Genomic DNA, 24,524 nt, shown 5'->3' on the forward strand with positions numbered 1-24,524 from the left:
CGTCATCAGAAGTCCGATCCTTCGAGTGCCATCGAGATGAGGCTCTCGGCGTCCATGTCGTCGATGTCGTCGCCCGTCGTGCCGGCGTCGCCGGTCGTGTCGTCCGCCGACAGGGACGAGCCCGGGGTGGCGGGCCGGTGGCCCGCGAGTTCGAGCAGCGCGTCCAGGAGACCCGCGTCCCTGAGCCGGGCCAGCGGGATCTCCCGCAGACCGGCCCGCACGCTCTCCTCGTATGCCGCGTCCCCGGCCTCGACGTCGGTGCCCTCGGGGACCAGTTGCCGGACCAGGAATCCGGCGAGTTCGGCCGGGGTCGGGTAGTCGAAGACGAGCGTCGCCGGAAGGCGGACGCCGGCTTCGGCACCCAGGCCGTTGCGCAGTTCGACCGCGGTGAGCGAGTCGAATCCGAGTTCCTTGAAGGGCTTGTCGGGAGTGATCTCCGGGGTACCGGCCCCGCCACCGGCGCCCGCGCCGAGCACCGCGGCCACATGGCGGTTGACCAACTCGAGGACCAGGCGCTGCCGCTCCGGGCCGGTGAGCCCCGCGAGCCGCCGCGCGAGTTCCTGCCCGCCGGTCCCACCGGTGGCGGTGGCGCCACCCGTGGCGGACCTGCGAACGGCAACCGGGCGTACCAACTGCTTGAAGAGCCCTGGCACTTGTGCCCCGGCGGTATGGGCGAGCGCCGGAAGGTCGAGCCCGGTGGGAACGAGCAGGGCATGGTCCGTGGCAACAGCCGCGTCGAGCAGCGCGAGCCCCTCGGGCACGGTGAGCGGCCGTACGCCGGAGCGCGCCATGCGCTCGATGTCGCCCTGGCCGATCCCGGCCCCCATCCCACCGGCCTCCGGCGCCCACAGGCCCCACGCCAGGGACGTGCCGGGCAGCCCCTGCGCGCGACGTTCGGCGGCGAGGGCGTCCAGTGCGGCGTTCGCCGCCGCGTACGCGCCCTGCCCCGCGCCGCCCAGCACACCGGCGGCGGAGGAGTAGAGCACGAACGCTTCGAGCTCGCGGTCCGCAGTCAGCTCGTGCAGATGGCGGGCGGCATCCGCCTTCGGCGCCCGCATCTCGTCCAGCGCCTCCGCGGTGAGCGATCCGATCGTCCCGTCCCGCACCACGCCGGCGGTGTGGATGACGGCGGTGATGTCGGGGTGCCCGGCCAGGAGCTCGGCCAGCGCGGCACGGTCGGTCACGTCGCAGGCGACGACTTCGACGTGGGCGCCCAGTTCGCTGAGTTCGGTGGTGAGTTGGGTGGCGCCGGGGGCGTCGGTGCCGCGTCGGCTGGTGAGCAGGAGGCTGTGTACGCCGTGGGTGGTGACGAGGTGGCGTGCGGTGAGCGCGCCGAGTCCTCCGGTGCCGCCGGTGATGAGGGTGGTACCGGTGGTGGGCCAGGGGGTGGTGGCACTGGGGGTGGACGTCTCCCGGGTCAGGCGGGGTGCCCGGAACTCCGCGTCGTCGTAGCTGAGTTCGGGTTCGTTGGCCGGGATGTGGGCGGGGATGCCGTCGGAGGCGTCGGTGGAGGCGTCGGTGGAGGTGTCGGTGGAGGTGTTGAGGAGGACGATCCGGTCGGGGTGTTCGGCCTGGGCGGCCCGGATCAGGCCGCGGATGGCGGACTGGTCGGGGTCGGTGTCTGCCTGCCGGGTGTGGACGAGCAGCAGTGCGTCGGCGTCGCCGTCGAGGTGGGTCTGGAGCTGCGGGAGCAGCTCGGCGGCCGTCGCCGCCCGCAGGACCGTGTACGCGGCCGTGGACTCGGTCGCCGGTGCGGTGACCGGGGTCCAGTCGATCCGGTACAGGTCACGCACCGCCGACGTACTCGCATCCACCGCCAGCGGGCGCAGGGCCAGGCCGGTGACCGTGGCGACGGGCGCGCCCGTGAGGTCGGCGAGATCAAGCCGGTAGCTCGACCCCGTGCGGCCGATGCACAGCCGCAGCGCCGAGGCCCCGGTGGCGTGGAGCGCGAAATCCGTCCACGAGAAGGGCAGTTGTGCCGTCTCGTCGTCGCCGTCGAGCAGGCTGAGGGCGTGGAGTGAGGCATCGAGGAGGGCGGGGTGGATGCCGAAGCCCTGGGTGTCGGCGCCTTCGGGCAGGGCAACCTCGGCGTACACGGTTTCGTCGGCTTCGTCGGCGAAGCGCCAGGCGGCCGAGACGCCCTGGAAGAGGGGGCCGTATTCGAGGCCCATCGCGGCCAGGGCCCCGTACAGACCCGTGATGTCGACCGGTTCCGCGTCGGCCGGGGGCCAGGCTGTGAGGTCGGCGGCGGGCTCGACGGGCTCGCCCGAGAGAACACCCTCGGCATGCAGCGTCCAGGACCCGTCCTCGCCCTCGGAGCGGGAATGGACGGTGACACCGGGCTCGTCACCCTCACCGACCCGCACCCGAAGCGCGACCGCACCGGTCTCGGTCAGGACGAGAGGCGCGTGCAGGGTCAGATCGCGGACCGTCCCGGCACCCACCTGGTCCCCGGCACGTACGACCATCTCCACCAGTGCGGCACCCGGGACGACGACCGTCCCGTTCACCGCGTGCTCGGCCAGCCAGGGGTGCGTCGACAGCGACAGCCGGCCCGTGAACAACACCCCGTCCGAATCCGGAAGTTCCACCGCAGCACCGAGCAACGGGTGCTGGACGTCGGACTGCCCGAATCCCGTGGCCGTTCCCGTCCCCTTGTCCGCCAGCCAGTACGTGCCGTGTTGGAAGGCGTAGGTCGGCAGGTCGACCGCCAGGCTGCCGGTGCCTGCGAAGTAGGCACTCCAGTCGGTGGCGTCGAGGCGGGTGAGTGCCTCGGTCAGGGCCTGGGGTTCGGTGCGGTCGCGGCGCAGGGTGGGAATCGCGCGGGGGTCGGCGGCCATCGCGGTCAGCACGGCGTCGGGGCCGAGCTCCAGGAACGTGCCGATGCCCTGCTCGTCGAGCGTGGCGACGGCGTCGGCGAAACGGACCGCCTCACGGACGTGCCTGACCCAGTAGGAGGGGGTGGAGATGTCTTCGTAGGAGACCGCCTTGCCGGTGAGGGTGGAGACGATCGGGATGTTCGTCTCGCTGTAGGTGAGCTGTGTGGCCATCTGCTCGAACTCGGCGAGCATCGGCTCCATCAGCGGGGAGTGGAACGCGTGACTGACGGTGAGCCGCTTCGTCTTGCGACCGGCCTCGGCGAAGTGCCGTACGACCTCGTCGACGCCGGGTTCGGGGCCGGAGACGACCACGGCGGAGGGGCCGTTCACGGCGGCGATGCCCGTACCGTCCGGCAGGACCGGCAGGACCTCGTCCTCCGTCGCCTGCACGGCGGCCATCGCACCACCCGCCGGAAGCGCCTGCATCAGCCGGCCACGCGCGGCAACCAGAGCCGCCGCGTCCTCCAGGGACCACAGCCCCGCCACATGCGCGGCAGCCAGCTCACCGATGGAGTGCCCGGCCAGTGCGTCCGGCCGCACACCCCAGGCTTCGAGCAGCCTGAACAGGGCGACTTCCAGCGCGAACAGAGCAGGCTGCGTGAACCCGGTGTCATCCAGCCCCACCCCACCGAACATGACCTCCCTCAGAGGCCGTTCGAGGTGCCGGTCAAGCACCGCACACACGGCGTCCAGCGCGGCAGCGAAAACAGGGAACGCCTCGTACAGCTCCCGGCCCATCCCCGCCCGCTGACTCCCCTGCCCCGTGAACAGGAACGCCGTCGGACCTGCCGTACCCGAAGGCCGCACGCGGCCGTCGGCAATGGCTTCCAGACCGGCGAGCAGCCCTGCCCGGTCTCCCGCCACAGCGGCCGCGCGGTGAGCGAACGATGCGCGTCGGGCGGTCAGTGAATGGGCGATGTTCGTGGAGTCGAGCTCGGGGTGGGAACCGGTGAGGTCGAGGAGCCGAGCGGCTTGGTCGCGTACGGCCTCGGCGGTCTTGCCGGAGACGATCCACGGCAGCACGGGGAGCCTACGGGCCGCGGAGTCCGGTTCGTCGGGAGTCTCGGCGGGGGCTTCCTCGATGATGACGTGGGCGTTGGTGCCGCTGATACCGAAGGAGGAGACGCCGGCGCGCCGGACCCGCTCCCCCGCCGCCCATGGCCGGGCCTCGGTGAGCAGTTCGACCGCTCCCTCGGTCCAGTCGACGTGGGAGGAGGGCGTGTCCACGTGCAGGGTGCGCGGCAGTTCCTCGTGCCGCATCGCCAAGACCATCTTGATGATCCCGGCCACACCGGCAGCCGCCTGTGTGTGACCCAGGTTCGACTTGACCGACCCCAGCCACAACGGCTCCTGGCGGTCCTGGCCGTAGGTGGCGAGGAGTGCCTGCGCCTCGATCGGGTCGCCCAGACGGGTTCCGGTGCCGTGCGCCTCCACCACGTCGACCTGCTGCGGAGTCAGGCGCGCGGCGGCGAGAGCCTGCCGGATCACCCGCTGCTGGGACGGACCGTTGGGGGCGGTCAGCCCGTTGCTGGCACCGTCCTGGTTGATTGCCGAACCCCGCACGACCGCCAGCACCCGGTGACCATTGCGGCGCGCATCGGACAGCTTCTCCAGGACGAGCATGCCGACGCCCTCGCCCCAGCCGGTACCGTCCGCAGCCTCCGCGAACGGCTTGCACCGACCGTCGGACGCCAAACCCCGCTGACGACTGAAGCCGACGAACGTCTCGGGGGTGGCCATCACGGTCACACCGCCCGCAAGGGCCAGCGTGCACTCACCGCCACGCAACGCCTGAGCGGCCATGTGAACGGTGACGAGGGAGGAGGAGCAGGCGGTGTCCACGGTGACCGCCGGGCCTTCCAGGCCGAGGACATAGGCGACACGGCCGGAGGCGACGCTCCCCGAGCTGCCCGTGCCGAGGTAGCCCTCCAGGTCGGCCGGGTAGCCGCTGAGGCGGATTCCGTAGTCGTTGTACATGACGCCGGCGAACACACCGGTGGCGCTGCCGCGCACGGTGGCCGGGTCGATGCCCGCCTGCTCGAACGCCTCCCACGACGTCTCCAGCAGCAACCGGTGCTGCGGATCCATGGCGAGGGCCTCACGTGGGCTGATCCCGAAGAACCCCGGGTCGAACTCGGCCGCCTGGGAAAGGAATCCGCCGTGGCGTGAGTACGTCTTGCCGACCGCTTCCGGATCCGGGTCGTAGAGGCCGGCGACGTCCCAGCCACGGTCCATGGGCAGGGGGCCGATGGCGTCGCCGCCCGATTCCAGCAACTTCCACAGCTCATCAGGAGAGTTGATGCCGCCGGGGTAGCGGCAGGCCATGCCGACGATCGCGATCGGCTCGTCCGTGCCGACGGTCGTGGCAGCCGCCGTGCCCTGTCCCGTCGTGGTGTCCGTCTCGGAGCCGATCAGTGCCGTCAGCAGGTAGTCGGCGACCGCGCCGGGACTCGGGTGGTCGAAGACGAGTGTGGCCGGGAGCCGCAGACCGGTCTCGGCGGCCAGAGCGTTGCGGAACTCGACTCCGGTGAGCGAGTCGAAGCCCAGCTCCATGAAGACCGCGTCGGCCGCGACGGCGTGCGCTCCGGCGAAGCCCAGCACGCCCGCCACACGTCCCCGGGTCAGGTCGAGCAGCAGGTCACGGCGGGCCGCGGTGTCGGGCAGGGCCGCCAGACGGTCCTGGAGGGAGTTCCCACCCGGACGGCTCGCGCCCGCTGCCACGGACGCCCGTACGGCGCGACGTGCGCGCGGTCGTACGAGGTCGCGGAGCAGCGTCGGCGCGGTCTCCGGATCCCAGGCGTCGACGTTGAGCTTGATGGGAACGATGTGGGCCCTGCTGTTCCCCGCAGCCAGCGCCGCGTCGAAGAGCTCCGCACCTTCGGCCGCGCCGATCGCACCGACCCCTGCCCTCGCCATACGGTCGAGGTCGGTCTCGGTGAGCCCGGCGCCCATGCCGCCGACCTCGGGTGCCCACAGGCCCCAGGCGAGCGATACGCCCGGCAGTCCGTCGGCCCGCCGCCGAGCGGCCAGGGCGTCCAGGTAGGCATTGGCAGCGGCGTAGTTGGCCTGTCCGATGCCGTCGAAGCTGCCCGCCGCGGAGGAGAACAGGACGAACACTTCGAGGTCGCGGTCGGCCGTCAGCTCGTGCAGATGGCGGGCGGCATCGGCCTTCGGCGCCCATACCCGGGCCAGACGCTCCGCGGAGAGGTGCTCCACGGTCGTGTCGTCGAGCACGCCGGCGGTGTGGATGACGGCGGTGATGTCGGGGTGCCCGGCCAGGAGCTCGGCCAGCGCGGCACGGTCGGAGACGTCGCAGGCGACGATCTCGACGTGGGCGCCCAGTTCGCTGAGTTCGGTGGTGAGTTGGGTGGCGCCGGGGGCGTCGGTGCCGCGTCGGCTGGTGAGCAGGAGGCTGTGTACGCCGTGGGTGGTGACGAGGTGGCGTGCGGTGAGCGCGCCGAGTCCTCCGGTGCCGCCGGTGATGAGGGTGGTACCGGTGGTGGGCCAGGGGGTGGTGGCACTGGGGGTGGACGTCTCCCGGGTCAGGCGGGGTGCCCGGAACTCCGCGTCGTCGTAGCTGAGTTCGGGTTCGTTGGCCGGGATGTGGGCGGGGATGCCGTCGGAGGCGTCGGTGGAGGCGTCGGTGGAGGTGTCGGTGGAGGTGTTGAGGAGGACGATCCGGTCGGGGTGTTCGGCCTGGGCGGCCCGGATCAGGCCGAGGATGGCGGACTGGTCGGGGTCGGTGTCTGCCTGCCGGGTGTGGACGAGCAGCAGTGCGTCGGCGTCGCCGTCGAGGTGGGTCTGGAGCTGCGGGAGCAGCTCGGCGGCCGTCGCCGCCCGCAGGACCGTGTACGCGGCCGTGGACTCGGTCGCCGGTGCGGTGACCGGGGTCCAGTCGATCCGGTACAGGTCACGCACCGCCGACGTACTCGCATCCACCGCCAGCGGGCGCAGAGCCAGCGCACCTACGGACGCCACCGGCGTACCCATGGGATCGGCCAGTTCCAGCCTGTGACCCGGGCCTTCCTTGGTGGTGCACACCCGCAGGGCAGAGGCCTCGGAGGCGTGCAGTGTGACGTCCGACCAGGAGAAGGGAAGCTCCGCTCGGGACTCGTCCGTGGTGTCCTGCACGCCGATGGCGTGGAGGGAGGCGTCGAGCAGGGCGGGGTGGATGCCGAAGCCATCGGTGTCCGTGCCCTCGGGCAGGGCGACCTCGGCGTACACGGTGCCGTCGGCGGAGCGCCAGGCCGCCGAGACACCCTGGAAGAGCGGACCGTACTCCAGACCGACGGCGGCCAGGTCACCGTACAGACCCGTGACATCGACCGGCTCCGCACCGGCCGGCGGCCAGACAGTCAGATCGGCGGCGGGCTCGACCGCCTCGGCCGAGAGAACACCCTCGGCATGCAGCGTCCAGGACCCGTCCTCGCCATCGGAGCGGGAATGGACGGTGACACCGGGCTCGTCACCCTCACCGACCCGCACCCGAAGCGCGACCGCACCGGTCTCGGTCAGGACGAGAGGCGCGTGCAGGGTCAGATCGCGGACCGTCCCGGCACCCACCTGGTCCCCGGCACGTACGACCATCTCCACCAGTGCGGCACCCGGGACGACGACCGTCCCGTTCACCGCGTGCTCGGCCAGCCAGGGGTGCGTCGACAGCGACAGCCGGCCCGTGAACAACACCCCGTCCGAATCCGGAAGTTCCACCGCCGCACCGAGCAACGGGTGCCCTGCGGCAGCGATACCGGCTGCATGGACGTCACCCGCGTCGAGCGTCGAGGGCACGGGCCAGTACGACTCGTGCTGGAAGGCGTAGGTGGGCAGGTCGACGGGTGTGCGGCCGGGCCCGAAGTAGGCGGCCCAGTCGACGGCCGGGAGTCGGGTGAGCGCCTCGACCAGGGCCCGGGGCTCGTTGCGGTCTCGGCGCAGTCCCGCGACCGGCGTGGCCTCGGTGCCCGTGCCGGCGGCCATCGCGGTGAGCACCGCGTCGGGGCCGAGCTCCAGGAACGTGCCGATGCCCTGCTCGTCGAGCGTGGCGACGGCGTCGGCGAACCGGACCGCCTCACGGACATGGCGGACCCAGTAGGAGGGGGTGGAGATGTCTTCGTAGGAGACCGCTTCGCCGGTGAGCGTGGAGACGATCGGGATGTTCGTCTCGTTGTAGGTGAGCTGTGTGGCGATCTGCTCGAACTCGGCGAGCATCGGCTCCATCAGCGGGGAGTGGAACGCGTGACTGACGGTGAGTCGCTTCGTCTTGCGACCGGCCTCGGCGAAGTGCCGTACGACCTCCTCCACACCCGCCTCCGGGCCGGAAACCACCACCGACACCCGGCCGTTCACGGCGGCGATGCCCGTACCCTCCGGCAGCACCGGCAGCACCTCGTCCTCCGTCGCCTGCACAGCGGCCATCGCACCACCCGCCGGAAGCGCCTGCATCAGCCGGCCACGCGCGGCAACCAGAGCCGCCGCATCCTCCAACGACCACAGCCCCGCCACATGCGCGGCAGCCAGCTCACCGATGGAGTGCCCGGCCAGCGCATCCGGCCGCACACCCCAGGCTTCGAGCAGCCTGAACAAGGCGACTTCCAGCGCGAACAACGCGGGCTGCGTGAACCCGGTGTCATCCAGCCCCACCCCACCGAACATGACTTCCTTCAGAGGCCGTTCGAGGTGCCGGTCAAGCACCGCGCATATGTCGTCCAGCGCGGCGGCGAAAACAGGGAACGCCTCGTACAGCTCCCGGCCCATCCCCGCGCGCTGGCTGCCCTGCCCCGTGAACAGGAACGCCAGCGGGCCCCCGGCCACTGCCGGAGCGACACTCCCGCCCGCGATCGCCTCCAGACCCGCCAGCAGGTCAGCCGGATCCTCGGCCACGACACCGGCTCGGTGAGCGAACGACGACCGCTGCGTGGCCAGAGTGAAGCCGACGTCCGCCAGGTCCATCCGGCCTTCCCGGCGGACGAGTTGGAGGAGCCTTGCGGCCTGCTCGCGGGTGGCCTCGGCGGTCTTGCCGGATACGACCAGGGGCACCACCGGGAGCCGGGCGGCCTCCGCCGCCGCCGGCTCCCGGGCCGGGGCCTCCTCGACGATCACATGCGCGTTCGTCCCGCTGATACCGAACGACGAGACACCCGCCCGCCGCACACGCTCCCCAACCGCCCACGACCGGGCCTCGGTGAGCAGTTCCACCGCACCCGCAGACCAGTCCACATGCGACGACGGCGCATCCACATGCAGAGTGCGTGGCAATTCCTCGTGCCGCATCGCCAAGACCATCTTGATGATCCCGGCCACGCCCGCCGCCGCCTGCGTATGACCCAGGTTCGACTTCACCGACCCCAGCCACAACGGCTCCTGCCGGTCCTGGCCGTAGGTGGCGAGCAGTGCCTGCGCCTCGATCGGGTCGCCCAGACGGGTACCGGTACCGTGCGCCTCCACCACATCCACCTGCTGCGAGGTCAGGCCGGCGGCGGCCAGAGCCTGCCGGATCACCCGCTGCTGGGCGGGACCGTTGGGCGCCGTGAGGCCGTTGCTCGCGCCGTCCTGGTTGACGGCCGAGCCGCGCACCACCGCCAGCACCCGGTGCCCGTTCCTGCGCGCGTCCGACAACCGCTCCAGGACCAGGACACCCACACCCTCGCCCCACCCCGTACCATCCGCACCCTCCGCGAACGGCTTGCACCGACCGTCCGCCGCAAGACCCCGCTGACGACTGAAGTCCACGAACGTGTCCGGCGTCGACATCACCGTCACACCACCCGCAAGCGCCAGCGAACACTCACCACCCCGCAACGCCTGCGCCGCCAGATGCACCGCCACCAACGACGACGAACACGCCGTGTCCACCGTCACCGCCGGACCCTCAAGACCCAACGCATACGACACCCGACCCGAGGCGATGCTGCCGCCGACACCCATGAAGCCCTCGGTGTCGTGGTGGGCGGAGCGTTCCAGGACGGTGGCGTAGTCGTGGTACATGACGCCGGTGAACACACCGGTGGCGCTGCCCCGCACGGTGGCCGGGTCGATGCCCGCCCGCTCGAACGCCTCCCACGACGTCTCCAGCAGCAACCGGTGCTGCGGATCCATGGCGAGCGCCTCACGCGGACTGATCCCGAAGAACCCCGGGTCGAACTCGGCCGCCTGGGAAAGGAATCCGCCGTGCCGGGTGTACGTCTTCCCGACGGCCTCCGGGTCCGGGTCGTAGGCTTCCTGCCAGAGCGGGCCGCGGTCGGTCGGGAACGCGGACACCGCGTCACCGCCCGCCGAGAGCAACGACCACAGATCCTCCGGCGAGGCGACCCCGCCCGGATAGCGGCACGCCATGCCCACGATCACGACCGGATCGTTGGTGACCGCCGTCGGGACCGACACTGGGACCTGCGACGCCGCCTCCACGCCGATGAGTTCGGCCTCGAGGAAGCCGGCGACCGCGGTCGGTGTCGGGTGGTCGAAGACGAGTGTCGCGGGCAGCCGGATCCCGGCCTCCGCACCGAGCCCGTTGCGGAACTCGACCGCCGTGAGGGAATCGAAGCCGAACTCCTTGAAGGGCTTGTCCGGCACGACGTCACCCGCGCTGCCGAATCCCAGGACGGAGGCGACATGGCGGCGCACGAGGTCGAGCAGGACGCGGGTGCGTTCGGCGGACGGCAGGCGTTCGAGTCCGGCGGCCAGGTCTCCGGCGGAGCCGCGTGCGCCGGACGCGGCGGCCCTGCGGGCGACGGCGGGACGGACCAGCGCACGCAGCACGTGGGGCAGTTCGCCACGCTTGGCCCGCTGCTCCATGGCTCGCGGGTCCATGACGACGGGAAGCAGGTGCGCGTTCTGGCCGTACGCACCGGACAGTGCCGCATCAAGAAGCGCGAGGCCCCGCTCCTCGTCGATGGGCAGGACTCCGACGCGTGCCATGCGGTCGAGGTCGGCCGTGGTGAGCTCGGCGCCCATGCCGCCGACCTCGGGTGCCCACAGGCCCCAGGCGAGCGATACGCCCGGCAGTCCGTCGGCCCGCCGCCGAGCGGCCAGGGCGTCCAGGTAGGCGTTGGCAGCGGCGTAGTTGGCCTGCCCGGTGCCGTCGAAAGTGGCCGCGCTGGAGGAGTAGAGCACGAACGCGTCCAGGTCGCGGTCGGCGGTCAGCTCGTGCAGATGCTGAGCGGCCAGCGCCTTGGGCGCCCACACCGAGCGCAGACGCTCCGCAGTGAGCGTCTCGACGGTGGAGTCGTCGAGGACGCCCGCGGTGTGGACGATCGCGGTGACGTCCGGATGCGTGTCGAGCAGCCGGGCGACGGCTGTCCGGTCGGTCACGTCGCAGGCGACGACTTCGACGTGGGCGCCCAGTTCGCTGAGGTCGGTGGTGAGTTGGGTGGCGCCGGGGGCGTCGGTGCCGCGTCGGCTGGTGAGCAGGAGGCTGTGTACGCCGTGGGTGGTGACGAGGTGGCGTGCGGTGAGCGCGCCAAGTCCCCCGGTGCCGCCGGTGATCAGCACAGTGCCCGCGGTGGACCATGAAGTGCCGTCTGCGGACACTGCCTCCCGGGTGAGGCGGGGGGCTCGGAACTCCGCTTCGTCATGGCTGAGTTCGGGTTCGTTGGCCGGGATGTGGGCGGGGATGCCGTCGGAGGACTGGCCGGAGGTGTCGAGGAGGACGATCCGGTCGGGGTGTTCGGCCTGGGCGGCTCGAACGAGGCCGCGGATGGCGGACTGGTCGGGGTCGGTGTCTGCCTGCCGGGTGTGGACGAGCAGCAGTCCGTCGCCGTTGAGGTGGGTCTGGAGCCGCGGGAGCAGCTCGGCGGCCGTCGCCGCCCGCAGGACCGTGTACGCGGCCGTGGACTCCGTCGCCGGTGCGGAGACCGGGGTCCAGTCGATCCGGTACAGGTCACGCACCGCCGACGTACTCGCATCCACCGCCAGCGGGCGCAGAGCCAGCGCACCCACGGAGGCCACCGGAGTCCCCATGGGATCGGTGAGATCAAGGCGGTGGCCCGATCCGTCACCCGTGACACGCACCCGAACCGTTGAGGCACCCGTGGCATGCAACGTCACGTCGGACCAGGAGAACGGCAACTGGGCGGAAGAGTCGGCATGGTGAGCCAGCGTGATGGCGTGGAGGGAGGCGTCGAGCAGGGCGGGGTGGATGCCGAAGCCATCGGTGTCCGTGCCCTCGGGCAGGGCGACCTCGGCGTACACGGTGCCGTCGGCGGAGCGCCAGGCCGCCGAGACACCCTGGAAGAGCGGACCGTACTCCAGACCGACGGCGGCCAGGTCACCGTACAGACCCGTGACATCGACCGGCTCCGCACCGGCCGGCGGCCAGACAGTCAGATCGGCGGCGGGCTCGACCGCCTCGGCCGAGAGAACACCCTCGGCATGCAGCGTCCAGGATCCGTCCTCGCCCTCGGAGCGGGAGTGGACGGTGAGAGCGGGCTCGTCACCCTCACCGACCCGCACCCGAAGCGCGACCGCACCACCGTCCGCGATGACCAGCGGTGCGTACAGGGTCAGCTCACGTACGGTGCCGGCGCCGACCTGGTCCCCGGCCCGCACGGCCATCTCCACCAACGCGGCACCGGGCACGAGCACGGAACCGTTCACCGCGTGTTCGGCCAGCCAGGGCTGCGCGGCGAGCGACAGCCGACCGGTGAACAACACTCCGTCGGAATCCGGCAGTTCCACGGCCGCGCTCAACAACGGGTGCTCGGCATCCGTCTGACCAGCGCCTGCGACATCCCCGCGCGACGCACCCGTGTAGCCGTCGAGCCAGTACGACTCGTGCTGGAAGGCGTAGGTGGGCAGGTCGACGGGGGTGCGGCCGGGCCCGAAGTAGGCGGCCCAGTCGACGGCCGGGAGTCGGGTGAGCGCCTCGACCAGGGCCCGGGGCTCGTTGCGGTCTCGGCGCAGTCCCGCGACCGGCGTGGCCTCGGTGCCCGTGTCGGCGGCCATCGCGGTGAGCACCGCGTCGGGGCCGAGCTCCAGGAACGTACGCACACCGCGCCCGTCCAGCGTGGCCACGGCGTCGGCGAACCGGACCGCCTCACGGACGTGCCTGACCCAGTAGGTCGGGTCGGAGAGGTCGTCGTACGAGACCGCGTTGCCGGTCAGGGTCGAGACGAACGGGAACTTCAGCTCCCGGTAGGTGAGTCGGGCGGCGATCTGCTCGAACTCGGCGAGCATCGGCTCCATCAGCGGGGAGTGGAAGGCGTGACTGACGGTGAGCCGCTTCGTCTTGCGACCGGCCTCGGCGAAGTGCCGTACGACCTCCTCCACACCCGCCTCCGGGCCGGAAACCACCACCGACACCGGCCCGTTCACGGCGGCGATGCCCGTACCCTCCGGCAGCACCGGCAGGACCTCGTCCTCCGTCGCCTGCACGGCGGCCATCGCACCACCCGCCGGAAGCGCCTGCATCAGCCGGCCACGCGCGGCAACCAGGGTGGCCGCGTCCTCCAGGGACCACAGCCCCGCCACATGCGCGGCAGCCAGCTCACCGATGGAGTGCCCGGCCAGTGCGTCCGGGCGCACACCCCAGGCTTCGAGCAGCCTGAACAGGGCGACTTCCAGCGCGAACAACGCGGGCTGCGTGAACTTGGTGTCATCCAGCCCCACCCCACCGAACATGACCTCCTTCAGAGGCCGTTCGAGGTGCCGGTCAAGCACCGCGCATATGTCGTCCAGCGCGGCGGCGAAAACGGGGAACGCCTCGTACAGCTCCCGGCCCATCCCCGCCCGCTGGCTGCCCTGCCCCGTGAACAGGAACGCCAGCGGGCCCCCGGCCACCGCCGGAGCGACACTCCCGCCCGCGATCGCCTCCAGACCCGCCAGCAATCCGTCCCGGTCCCCGGACACCACACCCGCCCGGTACGCGAACGACGACCGCCCAGTGACCAGGGAGTGACCCACATCGGCGAGGTCGAGTTCGGGGCGGGACGCGGCAAGCCCGAGCAGCCGTGCCGCCTGCCCACGCACCGCCTCCACGGTCTTGCCGGACACCACCCACGGCACCACCGGCAGCCCGGCGACCTCCACCGCCTCGGCCGGTTCGCCGGCCGGGGCCTCCTCGACGATCACATGCGCGTTCGTCCCGCTGATACCGAACGACGAGACACCCGCCCGCCGCACACGCTCCCCAACCGCCCACGACCGGGCCTCGGTGAGCAGTTCCACCGCACCCGCAGACCAGTCCACATGCGACGACGGCGCATCCACATGCAAAGTCTTCGGCAACTGCTCATTACGCATCGCCAGAACCATCTTGATGATCCCGGCGACACCGGCGGCCGCCTGCGTATGCCCCAGGTTCGACTTCACCGACCCCAGCCACAACGGCTCCTGCCGGTCCTGCCCATACGTGGCCAGCAACGCCTGCGCCTCGATCGGGTCGCCCAGACGGGTACCGGTACCGTGCGCCTCCACCACATCGACATCGGCCGGAGTCAGTCGCGCCGACGACAACGCCTGCTTGATGACGCGCTGCTGCGAGGGCCCGTTCGGTGCCGTGAGCTGGCTGCTCGCACCGTCCTGGTTGACGGCCGAACCACGCACCACCGCCAGCACCCGGTGCCCGTTCCTGCGCGCGTCCGACAACCGCTCCAGGACCAGGACACCCACACCCTCGCCCCACCCCGTACCATCCGCACCCTCCGCGAACGGCTTGCACCGACCGTCCGCCGCAAGACCCCGCTGACGACTGAAGTCCACGAACGTGTCCGGCGTCGACATCACCGTCACACCACCCGCAAGCGCCAGCGAACACTCACCACCCCGCAACGCCTGCGCCGCCAGATGCACCGCCACCAACGACGACGAGCACGCCGTGTCCACCGTCACCGCCGGACCCTCAAGACCCAACGCATACGACACCCGACCGGACACCACGCTGGCGGCGCTGCCGTTGCCGAGGAAGGCGGAGATGTCCTGGGGGACGTCCTGGAGGTGGGCGCCGTAGTCGTGGTACATGACGCCGGCGAAGACGCCGGTGGCGCTGCCCCGCAGCGACGCCGGGTCGATGCCCGCCCGCTCGAACGCCTCCCACGACGTCTCGAGCAGCACCCGCTGCTGCGGATCCGTCGCCAGCGCCTCACGCGGGCTGATCCCGAAGAAGTCCGCGTCGAAGTCCGCCGCACCCTCCAGGAAGCCGCCCTCGACGGAGTAGGTCTTGCCGGGGGCGTCCGGGTCGGGGTCGTAGAGACCGGCCGTGTCCCAGCCCCGGTCGGCGGGGAAGGGGGTGATGGCGTCGCCGCCCGCGGAGAGCAGGGACCACAGGTCCTCGGGCGAGGTCACCCCGCCGGGGTAGCGGCATGCCATGCCCACGATGGCGATCGGCTCGTACTGCTTCTCCTCCTCCTCGCGCAACCTCCTGCGGGTGTCGCGCAGTTCGGTCGTGGCCCTCTTGAGGTAGTCGAGGAGCTTCTGTTCGTTCGACTCATTCGACATGCGGTTCGTCCACCTGTGGGAGAGGAGCGGGAGGAAGGGGAAGAGGTGTGGTGCGGTGCGGGTGTGGTCAGCTCACGGTGGCGGCGCGCAGGCCGGACACTGTGCGCCAGAGCGCGCCCGGAGTGCTGAACGTCTCCAGGGACAGCGCGTCGTCGGTGAACTTGACCTCGTAGCTGTTCTCGATCTCGATGAGGAGGTCGACGATGCCGAGCGAGTCGAGGCCCGCGTCACGCATGTCGAGCTCCTGGGTGAAGGGGGCGTCCTCGGGCAGGAACCCGAGGTAGGGGCGGACAATGACTTCGAACCGGTCGTCCCACATGGCGTGTTCGGTCCTCTCTGCAGTGGTGGGGGGGTCAGTCGCGTGTCGCGAGCACGCACTCGACGACGCTGTGCTCGGTGGAGAGATTGCGGATGGACCGCACCTGGAGGCCGGCGCTCTCGGCCTGCGCACGCATGTCCTCCTCGGACCGGATGCGGGTGCCCTCCTCGCAGACGACCATCTGGAACAGAGAGCGGATCGCGGAGGCGTTGTCGTGGCCGAGCAGCGGCTCGATGACGAAGAGGACCGGTTCGGCGGCGAGTCCCTCGGACTCCTCGACGGTGCGTGCCATGGCCCGCTGGACCGTCTTGAGGATGCGGGTGCTGCTGTCGGGGCTCCAGTTGTGCAGGACGTTCTTGAGGAAGTAGGCGTCGGCGCCGCTCGGGACCTCTTCGAAGAAGTCGGCCTCGGTGAAGGAGAGGCGGCGGATCAGGTCCTTGTCGCCGGACTCCTCGAGGAGCTGGGCGCCGCGCTTGGCGACGTCGGCGCGGTCGGCGACGGTGCCGTGGATGTCGGGGTGGGCGCCGAGGATGCCCTTGAGGAGGTGGCCGGTGCCGCCGCCGATGTCGACGATCTTGGCGATGCGGGAGAAGTCGTAGTCACGGGCCAGTTCGGCGGCCGCCGGGCGGGTGATGTCGGCCATGGCCTTGTCGTAGACCTCGCCGGCGTCGGTGTCCTTGTCCATGTAGGCGTAGATGGACCCGCCGTACTCGGAGCGTGAGGCGGGCTTTCCGGTCTTGACGGTGGTGAGCAGGTCGCGCCAGACGTCGTAGTACATCTCGCCGCCCAGGACGCACCAGTAGCGCATGGACTGCGGGTGGTCGTCGCGCATCCGCTGCGAGGTCTCGGTCTGCTCGAAGGTGCCGTCCTCGCGCTCATGGAAGACGCCGACGATGCCGAGGACGCGCAGCAGGTAGAGCACGCCGTCGGGGTGGGCGTCGGTCAGCTCAGCGAGCTGCTCGGGGGACTTGGGGCCGTCGGCGAGGTGGTCGGCGATGCCCAGCCGGGCGGCCACGCCGAGCGACCGGGAGATCCAGCCCATGCCGGCGAGCTGAAGCAGCTCCATCGTTACTCCAATTCCTTTGGCTTGTCGTGTGGTTCAGTGCGAGGCCAGTGCTTCGCTCAGACGGCGTGCCGTGCGGTGGTCGGCGACGTCCTGGAGGGCGATCCGGACACCCTGTCTGCGAGCCTTGTTGGCGACCTGGGCGGCGCCCAGACTGGTGCCGCCGAGGGCGAAGAAGTCGTCGTCCAGGCCCGCCTTGGGGGCGCCGGAGAACTCGGCGAACAGTTCGCAGAGCAGGGCCTGTACCGGGGTCTCGGGTGCTCGGTAGGTGGTGACGGCGGCGAAGTCGGGGGCCGGGAGGCGATCGGTCTCCAGCTTGCCGTTGGCGTTGAGGGGCAGGGTGTCGAGCGTGATGAGGGCGCTGGGCACCATGTAGTCGGGGAGCGTGTCGGCGAGGTGCGCCCTCAGCCGGTCGGGCTCGCAGCGGCCGTCGGGCACGACGTCCGACATGGCGTCCGGTACGACGTTCGACACGGCGTCCGGTACGACGTAGGCGACGAGGTGGGTGTCTCCGGCCGGGGTGCGGTGGACGGTGACGGCGGCGCGGGAGACCGCCGGGTGACGAAGCAGGGCCGACTCGATCTCGCCCAGTTCGACGCGGTAGCCGCGGATCTTGACCTGGCCGTCGAGGCGGCCGAGGAAGGAGAGGGTGCCGTCGGGGGCGCGGCGGACGCGGTCCCCGGTGCGGTACATGCGGGTGCCGGGCGGGCCGTAGGGGTCGGCGACGAAGCGTTCCGCGGTGACGGCGGGGCGGCGCAGATAGCCTCGGGCGAGCTGACCGCCGGCGATGTACAGCTCCCCGTCGTCGGTGGGGCGCAACTGTGCATCGAGAACCCGTAGTTCGCTGGTCCAGGTGGGGTGTCCGATGGCCACGGCGCCGGGCGGGAGCGGGTCACCGGGGTGGACGGAGTGCACACAGCAGCCGACGGTGGCCTCGGTGGGGCCGTACTCGTTGAGGACGGTGACCCGGGGGTGGCGGTCGCGGAAGGCTTCGACGGTCTCGGCGAGCAGGAGTTCACCGCCGACCACAAGCTGTTCGGTGGGGGCCGCTTCCGGGGGCAGGGTGGCGAGCAGGGCCATGTGGGACGGGGTGACCTTGAGCAGCGCGGGGCTCGGGCCGGGTTCCTCCAGGGTGCCGACGCGGATGGTGCCGCCGCTGGTGAGGGGGGCGTAGAGGGTGGTGACCGTCATGTCGAAGGCGACGGAGGAGTGCAGCAGGGTGGTGCGGGCCGCGCTCGGGTAGGTGCCGCGCGCGTAGTCGAGGTAGGCGGCAAGCGGGCGGTGGGTGACGACCACACCCTTGGGGCGGCCGGTGGAACCCGAGGTGTAGATGACGTAGGCCGGGTGGTCGGCGTGCAGCGGCCGGCGGCGGTCGTCGTCCCCGGGGTCGGTGGCAGGGGCGGCGTCGAGCGCGGCGCGGGTGGCGGGGGCGTCGAGGAGGACGGTGACGGCGGCGCCGGCCGGGGCGCTGCCGCCGGTGTGGGTGACGAGGGCCGCCGGGCGGGCGTCCTCGGTCATCAGGGCGAGGCGCTGCGGCGGGTTCTGGAGGTCGAGCGGCAGATAGGCGGCGCCGGCCTTGAGTACGGCGAGGAAGGCGGTGACGAGTTCCGCGCCGCGCCGCATGCCGACCGCGACGATGTCCTCCGGGCCGAGGCCGAGGCCGATCAGGTGGTGGGCCAGGCGGGCGGAGCGTTCGGCGAGTTCGCGGTAGGTGAGCCGGGTGGCGCCGTCGGTGAGGGCGAGGGCGTCGGGGGTGCGGCGGGCCTGCTCGGCGAGGAGTTCGGGGAGCAGGGCGGAGTGGCCGTGGGCGTGGCCGGGGGCCTGGCCGTGGGGCGCGGTCCGGGCCTGGATCGTGGTCGGCGTCCGCATCGGTCACCCGGCCTTGCCGGTCGCGGGCATCAGCACGGGTGCGGCGTCGGCGTCGGCAGCGTCGTCGGCCAGCAGCTGCTCCAGGGCCCGCGCGGTCTCGGAGGAGCGCAGCAGGTCGTCGTGGGCGACCGGGATGCGGTGCTCGTGGCCGACGGCCTGGTCGGGGGCGGTGGTGGTGAGGGCGTGGGCGGTGGACCAGGCGGGCAGCGGGCCGAGGGTGGTGGCCGCGGTGAGGTAGGAGACGAGGGAGACGTAGGCGCCGGAGAGTTCGTCGCGGATGTCCTCGTCCAGGTCGAGGCGGTCGGCGGCGGCGGCCACGGCCGCGGTGAAGGTGTCGGCCAGTTCGCGTCCGACGACGGGGAGCCGGTCGGCTCCGTACTGTGCCCTGAGGGCTTCGCCGCGGGCGTGGAACGCGTCGAGTTCGGCGGGGGTGAGCAGGGCGGCGAGGGTGTCGCCCGCCGTGTGGAAGTCGTCGTACAGCCCGCTGGTGGAGGGGAGTTCGGGGTCGAGGAGGATGAGTCGGGGGGCGGGCTGCCAGTCGGCGACGCGTTCGGCGAGGGCCGCCGCGAAGACACCGCCGGCGCAGTAGCCGAGGACCGCCCTGACCGGGGTGTCCGAGTCGCGTACCTCGCCGAGCCACCAGTCGAGGTAGGCGTTCCCGGTGGGCGGCACCTGGTCCTCGGGGCCCGGGGTCCGGCTCGCCCACAGGGTGAGCGACGGATCGAGGAGCGGGGCGAGGTCGGCGAATTGGGCCGGTGCGCGGCTTCCCGCGGCGAAGTCGACCGCCAGCAGGAGGCCTTCGCTGCTCCCGCTGCTCAGCGTCTTCCACGCTATTCGACTCACGGCTGTTCCCTATTCCTGTCCTCGGGCCACGAAAAGGGAATTCGTGGCAGCGGTGAACTTCACGCTAGATGCGGACGGTCGCGGTGCGGACCCCTAGACCGGGCAGGGTCACCCCTAACCTCGGAGCGCGGCCGGGGCGATTGTGCGGGCCGCGATGGTGTCGAGTACCTCGCGCGACCGGTCGACCAGGTAGAAATGGCCGCCGGGAAAGGTGAGTACCTCGCAGTCGGCGGTGGTGTGCCCGGCCCAGGCGCGGGCCTCGTCCAGGCTGGTGTTGGGGTCGGAGTCGCCGGTGAGGACGGTGACCGGGCAGTCGATCCGCACGTCGGGTTCGACGCGGTAGGTCTCCACGGCCTTGTAGTCGTTGCGGATCACCGGCAGGGCGAGCCGCATGATCTCCTCGTTGCCGAGGACCCGGTCGTCGGTGCCGCTGAGCCTGCGCAGTTCCCTGATGACGCCCTCGTCGTCGCGGGTGTGGACGCGTTCGGCGCGGGTGCGGGACGGGGCACGGCGGGCGGAGGCGAACAGCCGGGCGGGGGACGGGAGTCCGGCCGCGCTGAAGCGTCGGGCGATCTCGAAGGCGACGGTGGCGCCCATGCTGTGGCCGAACAGGTACAGCGGCCGGTCGGCGTGGTGGCGCAGTTCCTCGAAGACGCGGTCGGCGAGTTCGGGAACGTTGTCGATGAGGGGTTCCCTGCGGCGTTCCTGGCGGCCGGGATATTGCACCACGAGGACGTCGATGCCGGGGGTCAGCTCCTTGGCGACGGGAAAATAGAAACTCGCCGAACCGCCCGCGTGCGGAAAGCAGATCAGGCGGGGGGCGTCGGCCACCGCGGGGTGGTAGCGGCGAATCCAGTCGCTTTCCCCGGTGGCCGGGGCGGGGCTTTGCTGCGTCGTCATGGTGTGCACCTCAGCTGTCGTGTTCGTACATCTCGTTTGCGGAGTCCGGGAGTTCCGGCAGGAATCCGAAGAGCATTTCGGTGAGCTGCCACTGTCCGGCGAACTCGGTGAGTTCCGACTCGGGCACGGGCACGCCGGCCCGGTGCAGTGCCTCGCCGAGCAGCCTGCGGGCCTCCGGTTCACAGGGGGCGCCCTGTGGCAGGGCGACGGGGGCGGGCGGTGCCGCCGGCAGCGGGGCGGGGGTGCGCAGGTGCCAGTCGGTGTGCCGCTGGTAGGCGTCGGCGACGGTGAGCAGCGCGCGGTCGGTGCCGGGGGGGCCGGCCAGTTGCAGGGACAGTGGCAGGCCGGTGGGGTCGAAACCCATGGGCACGGCCACGGCGGGGAATCCGACGGCGCTCCACAGGCTGGGCAGCCAGGACACGGTGGCGAGGCCGGTGGGGTCGTCGTAGCGGGGGGCGGCGGTGGGCCAGGTGGGGGTGGCGAGGGCGTCGAGGCCGTCGAGGCGGTGGCGCAGTCCGGCCGCGCCCCAGGCGCGTACGCGCTGGGCACGGACGTAGACGGAGGCGGGGATCAGACCGCCGAGCACCAGGGTGCGTCGGAAGGGACGGCCGTACTGGTCCCAGCGGGCGCGCAGTCCGGCGCCGTGCCGGTCGAAGCCCTCGGCGAGCAGGGTGATGAGCTGCGCGGCGAACAGCGGGTACAGCTCGGGCAGTTCGACGCTGACGACCTTCGCTCCCTGGTCCCGGAGGTGTTCGAGGGCGGTGTCGAAGGCGTTGCGGCAGTCGTCGGACAGCTGACCGGACTCCTCCAGGGCCCGGTCGGGGACGCCGATACGGATGCCGTCGAGGTCGCCGCGCCAGTCGGGTGCGGGGGTGTCCCAGGCGGCGGCGACGGCGAGCGCGCGGGTCGCGTCGCGCACGGTGCGGGCGAGGGTGCCGACAGTGTCCAGGCTGGGTGCGAGGGGGTGGCAGCCGGCGGTCGGGACGAGGCCGTGGGTGGGTTTGACACCGGTGACGCCGCACAGTGCGGCGGGGATGCGGATGCTGCCGCCGGTGTCGGTGCCGAGGCCGACGTCGAACAGGCCGTGGACGAGACCGACGGCGCTGCCGCTGCTGGAGCCGCCGGGGTAGCGGTCGGGGTCCCAGGGGTTGCGGGGCACCGGGAACGGCAGTGCCGGGTCGGGGCGGCCCAGGGCGTGTTCGGCGGCGGTGGTCATGCCGAGCGGTACGGCCCCGGCGGCGCGCAGCCGTCGCAGGGCGACGGCGTCACGGCCCCGGTGCCAGGCGGTGTCGTACGCCCTGCTGTGTGCGGTGGGCACGGCCTCGCGGGTGGCGATCACGTCCTTGACGCCGAGGGTCACGCCGTGCAGCGGGCCGTCGACGGCCGTCTCCATGCCCACGGGGTCGAAACGGCGTACGAACACTCCGAGCCGTTCGTCGAGACGGTCGGCGGCGGTCCGCTGCCGCTCCACCCGCGTGCTGACGTCCACCATGGCCGCTCCGTAGGTCCGTTGGCTGCCCCGGGTGCTCCGGGTCCCCGACCCTGGGCAGCCTAGGAAGCGCGACCGGTCGCGCAGTCCCCCTTGCCGCACCCCTGGGCACCCCTGAATCACCACCCCTGCCTGCGGGTTGTCCGTGGTTTCCCGGGCTACCGTGACGCCTCGGTACCGGCAGACTGACGCAGACTGGTGGTCGGGACCGACCGCGTTCCCGGGTCCGGAAAGGGGGGATTTCCTTGCTGCGGGACGACGTTCCCGTGCCCGTGGGGCAAGTGGCACTGCGCGACGGTGCCACCGAGGCCTCGCCGGCCCGGGTCCTCAGCTCGGCGCTGGGTGATCTCTACGATCCCGAACCAGTTGTGGAGTCGGGGCCGTTGGCACTGCGCACCGTGATGTGTGTGGTGGATCCGCCGTTCTTCGGAAACGGGGACATCGGGCGGCTCGCGGTGTGTTCGGCCGTCAACGCGCTCGCGGTCGCCGGTGCGGTGACGCGCCGGCTGGCGCTCGCCGTCGTCGTGGAGGCGGGGCTGCCGGCCGCGCTGCTGCACCGTGCCGCCGGGTCCGTGCGGGATGCCGTACGGGAAGCGGGGGTACGGGTGTCGGCGGTCGACGCGCGGGTGGTGCGGGCGGGCGAGGTGGACCGGATCGCGGTCGCCGCCACGGCGTTCGGCGCGTTCGCCCGCCCTCCCCTGGACGCCGCCGCGCTGCGTCCGGGTGACCGCGTCCTGGTGTCCGCGCCGCTGGGCAGCCACGCCGTTCATGTGCTGTCGCTGCGCGCCGGGCTCGGCTTCGAGTATCACGTGCCCAGTGACGTGGCTCCGCTCGGCGGGCTGCTGGAGACGGTCCGGGCGGCACTTCCGCCGGACGCGCTGCGGGCGGCCGGGATGGTGGGAGAGGGCGGACTCGCCGTGGTGCTCCGGGAGTTCGGGCAGCGTTCCGGCCATGCGCTGCTGGTCGACGAGGCCGCGCTGCCGGTGCCGTACGGGGCCCGTGAGGCGTTCGACGTCCTCGGTCTGGACCCGCTGCACTCGGCCGGCGCGGGCTGCATGTGCCTCGTGGTCGACCCGGCCGAGGAGGCGACAGCGCTAGCCGCTCTGCGCTCCACCCGCGCCGGACGCCTGGCCACAGCGGTCGGCACGGTCACGAGCGGCCCGGCCGGAGCGGTGGAGATCCGCACACCGGACGGCCGCAGCACCCCGCTGCGGGCCGACGCGGAGGACGACGGGGCGCAGGTCCGTCTGCTGTGAGCGGGGGTGCGGGGCCCGGTCGTCCCACGGCCGCCCGCGCATGGGCGGCGTCAGTCCCGGATCCGCCTACCGCCCGCCTGGGGCTTCAGTCCCGGACCCGCCTGCCGCCCGCCTGGGCTTTTCAGTCCCGGACCCGCCTGCCGCCCCGGTTCAGCACGGCCGCCGCGAGGAGCGCCGCGAGCGCCGGGGTCAGGCCGATGCCGATGAGGATGCCCTGGTGCGCGGTGCCGGACTGGGTGAGGGCGTGGCCGGTGCCCGATGAGGTGTAGCCGAAGAGGGCGAGGATGAGGCCGTACAGGAACGGGCCGACGGCGAGGCCCAGGGTCTCGCAGGTGGTGAAGAGGCCGGCGGAGACGCCCGCCCCGCGCAGGCCCTCGGCGGCGATGACGTCCTGCAACATTGCGTAGAGGAAGAGGAGTTGACCGGCGTGCCCGGCTCCGGCGAGGGCCATGAGGAGCAGTACGAGGGGCAGCGGCAGGGCGGGGGCCGTGAGGAGGAGCAGGCAGCCCGCGGCGAAGACCGTGCACGCCCACCGGTAGCCCGCGCGATGGCCGACACGGGTGCCCAGCCGGGTCCAGGGGCGCACGGTGAGCAGGTTGGGGGCGACGAACGCGGCGACGAGCAGCCCGGTGGTGTTCTTGTCGCCGAGGATGTGCTCGCTGAAGTAGGGCGCGCCGGCGGTCAGCGCGCCGGTGGCGACGGACTGGACGACGATCGCGGCGAGCAGCGCGGGGAACCCGGAGATGCGCCGGGCCAGGGCGAGTTGGCGGCGCAGTGCGGGTTCCGCCGGGCGGGCGGCGGCGAGCGGCGCGCCCTTGATTCCGGTCAGTACGGCCGCCGTACCGGCGAGCACGCACACGGCGCCGAACAGGCCGACCAGACGGTGTCCGGGCACTCCCCCGCCCCCGGCGTCGACAAGCGCGGGCCCGGCCCCTCCGACGAGCAGCGCGGACACGGCGATCACGGCGACGCGGCCCGCGACGAGCGCGACCCGGTCGGTGGGCCGTTCGCCGAGTTCGGCGGGCAGCGCGGAGTACGGCACCTGGAAGAACGCGTAGGCGGTGGCGGCCAGGAAGAAGCCGACGGCGGCCCACCACGCACCGGCGGAGGCGGGCCCGGGCGCGGCGAACATCAGGGTGAACGCGGCGGCCACGCCGGCCCCGCCACAGAGGAGTTGGGCGCGGACGCGCGGCCTGCGGTCCCCGGCGTGGCCGACGAGCGGGCCCAGGAGGGCGTTCCACACCTTGGGCACGAGGACGACGGTTCCGGCGAGTGCCGCGCCGACGCCGAGGGTGTCCGTGAGGTACGGCAGCAGCAGCAGGCCGGGCAGTGTGCTGAACGCGCCGGTGACCAGGGCCCCGGAGGCGTATCCGGCCCGCAGTCGGCGGCTCGCGCCGGGTACCGGAGGTGCGGTCGCCGGGCGGACGGCGGGTTCCGATTCAACAGCCATGGTCCGAGCGTGACCTGCGGCGGACCGTGG

General features: G+C 72.1%; 9 protein-coding genes. 1 reads left to right on the forward strand and 8 read right to left on the reverse strand.

All coding sequences use genetic code 11. The features are described 5' to 3' along the window. Positions 1-5: 5 nt before the first annotated feature. The 7 genes from ACIPK3_RS14060 to ACIPK3_RS14090 form a co-directional block, all read right to left on the reverse strand. Positions 6-15,305, reverse strand: a complete 15,300-nt coding sequence (locus ACIPK3_RS14060) for an SDR family NAD(P)-dependent oxidoreductase (RefSeq protein WP_402569359.1) — start codon at positions 15,303-15,305, stop codon at positions 6-8. A gap of 67 nt (positions 15,306-15,372) precedes the next feature. Continuing rightward, positions 15,373-15,624, reverse strand: a complete 252-nt coding sequence (locus ACIPK3_RS14065) for a phosphopantetheine-binding protein (RefSeq protein WP_402569360.1) — start codon at positions 15,622-15,624, stop codon at positions 15,373-15,375. Positions 15,625-15,658: 34 nt separating this feature from the next. Beyond that, complete coding sequence (locus tag ACIPK3_RS14070; protein WP_402569362.1) at positions 15,659-16,690, reverse strand: methyltransferase; 1,032 nt, start codon at positions 16,688-16,690, stop codon at positions 15,659-15,661. Between the two features lie 33 nt (positions 16,691-16,723). Continuing rightward, on the reverse strand, positions 16,724-18,556 hold the full coding sequence (locus tag ACIPK3_RS14075) for an amino acid adenylation domain-containing protein (protein ID WP_402569364.1): 1,833 nt from the start codon (positions 18,554-18,556) through the stop codon (positions 16,724-16,726). 3 nt (positions 18,557-18,559) lie between these two features. Beyond that, positions 18,560-19,399, reverse strand: a complete 840-nt coding sequence (locus tag ACIPK3_RS14080; RefSeq protein ID WP_402569366.1) for a hypothetical protein — start codon at positions 19,397-19,399, stop codon at positions 18,560-18,562. Between the two features lie 114 nt (positions 19,400-19,513). Next, positions 19,514-20,299 carry a thioesterase II family protein gene (locus ACIPK3_RS14085; protein ID WP_402569368.1) on the reverse strand — a complete coding sequence of 262 codons (786 nt, stop codon included), beginning with the start codon at positions 20,297-20,299 and terminating at the stop codon, positions 19,514-19,516. Between the two features lie 10 nt (positions 20,300-20,309). After that, a complete protein-coding gene (locus ACIPK3_RS14090; RefSeq protein ID WP_402569369.1) occupies positions 20,310-21,791 on the reverse strand; it encodes an amidase in 1,482 nt (493 codons plus the stop codon). A gap of 263 nt (positions 21,792-22,054) precedes the next feature. On the opposite strand from ACIPK3_RS14090, the gene ACIPK3_RS14095 reads away from it, so the two are divergent. Further along, positions 22,055-23,044: an AIR synthase-related protein gene (locus tag ACIPK3_RS14095; RefSeq protein ID WP_402569371.1), complete on the forward strand. Its 990-nt coding sequence runs from the start codon at positions 22,055-22,057 to the stop codon at positions 23,042-23,044. Between the two features lie 121 nt (positions 23,045-23,165). Here the strand turns inward: ACIPK3_RS14095 and ACIPK3_RS14100 are convergent, their stop codons facing one another. Continuing rightward, positions 23,166-24,494 carry an MFS transporter gene (locus ACIPK3_RS14100; RefSeq protein WP_402569372.1) on the reverse strand — a complete coding sequence of 443 codons (1,329 nt, stop codon included), beginning with the start codon at positions 24,492-24,494 and terminating at the stop codon, positions 23,166-23,168. Positions 24,495-24,524: the final 30 nt, after the last annotated feature.

It is taken from the genome of Streptomyces sp. NPDC086787 (assembly GCF_044745865.1).
Taxonomy (GTDB): Bacteria; Actinomycetota; Actinomycetes; order Streptomycetales; family Streptomycetaceae; genus Streptomyces.

Bases quoted from the DNA above. Each gene is read 5' to 3' on its own strand.
- ACIPK3_RS14060 (WP_402569359.1), bottom strand. From the start codon at position 15,305: ATGTCGAATGAGTCGAACGAACAGAAGCTCCTCGACTACCTCAAGAGG.
- ACIPK3_RS14065 (WP_402569360.1), bottom strand. From the start codon at position 15,624: ATGTGGGACGACCGGTTCGAAGTCATTGTCCGCCCCTACCTCGGGTTC.
- ACIPK3_RS14070 (WP_402569362.1), bottom strand. From the start codon at position 16,690: ATGGAGCTGCTTCAGCTCGCCGGCATGGGCTGGATCTCCCGGTCGCTC.
- ACIPK3_RS14075 (WP_402569364.1), bottom strand. From the start codon at position 18,556: ATGCGGACGCCGACCACGATCCAGGCCCGGACCGCGCCCCACGGCCAG.
- ACIPK3_RS14085 (WP_402569368.1), bottom strand. From the start codon at position 20,299: ATGACGACGCAGCAAAGCCCCGCCCCGGCCACCGGGGAAAGCGACTGG.
- ACIPK3_RS14090 (WP_402569369.1), bottom strand. From the start codon at position 21,791: ATGGTGGACGTCAGCACGCGGGTGGAGCGGCAGCGGACCGCCGCCGAC.
- ACIPK3_RS14100 (WP_402569372.1), bottom strand. From the start codon at position 24,494: ATGGCTGTTGAATCGGAACCCGCCGTCCGCCCGGCGACCGCACCTCCG.